Source organism: Mesorhizobium sp. M2E.F.Ca.ET.219.01.1.1, assembly GCF_004016445.2.
Taxonomy (GTDB): domain Bacteria; phylum Pseudomonadota; class Alphaproteobacteria; order Rhizobiales; family Rhizobiaceae; genus Mesorhizobium.
On record NZ_SADT02000168.1, the window covers coordinates 1 to 325 of the forward strand.

1 pseudogene is annotated in these 325 nt (G+C 66.2%); it reads left to right on the forward strand.

Going from position 1 to position 325, the window contains the following annotated elements:
- Positions 1–325: pseudogene (locus EN862_RS35375) on the forward strand (glycosyl hydrolase); the annotation flags it as partial.

Below are 325 nucleotides of genomic sequence, written 5' to 3' on the forward strand. Positions count from 1 at the left end.
CACCCATCAGGGCGCGACCTGGGCCGGCGACTTCATCCGCTATGTCACCGGCCTGCCCTTTCCGCTGACGGCCGTACCGCAGACGCAGCTCGATGTGGCGCTGGAGACGATCCGCGACGGGATCAAGGCCGAGGCGCCATGGACGCGCCGCGGCGGCATGCTTGCCTATCTCGACGAGCAGGTCGCCGCCATGGACACGCCCCAGAAGCTCATCGGCGTGATGAATGCGCCTTTCAAGACCGTCGAGGAGTGGGCGAAGGCCAACGGTATCAAGCCGCAAGACATCACGCTCGGCGAGTTCGGCATGATCCGCCAGGAGTACGGC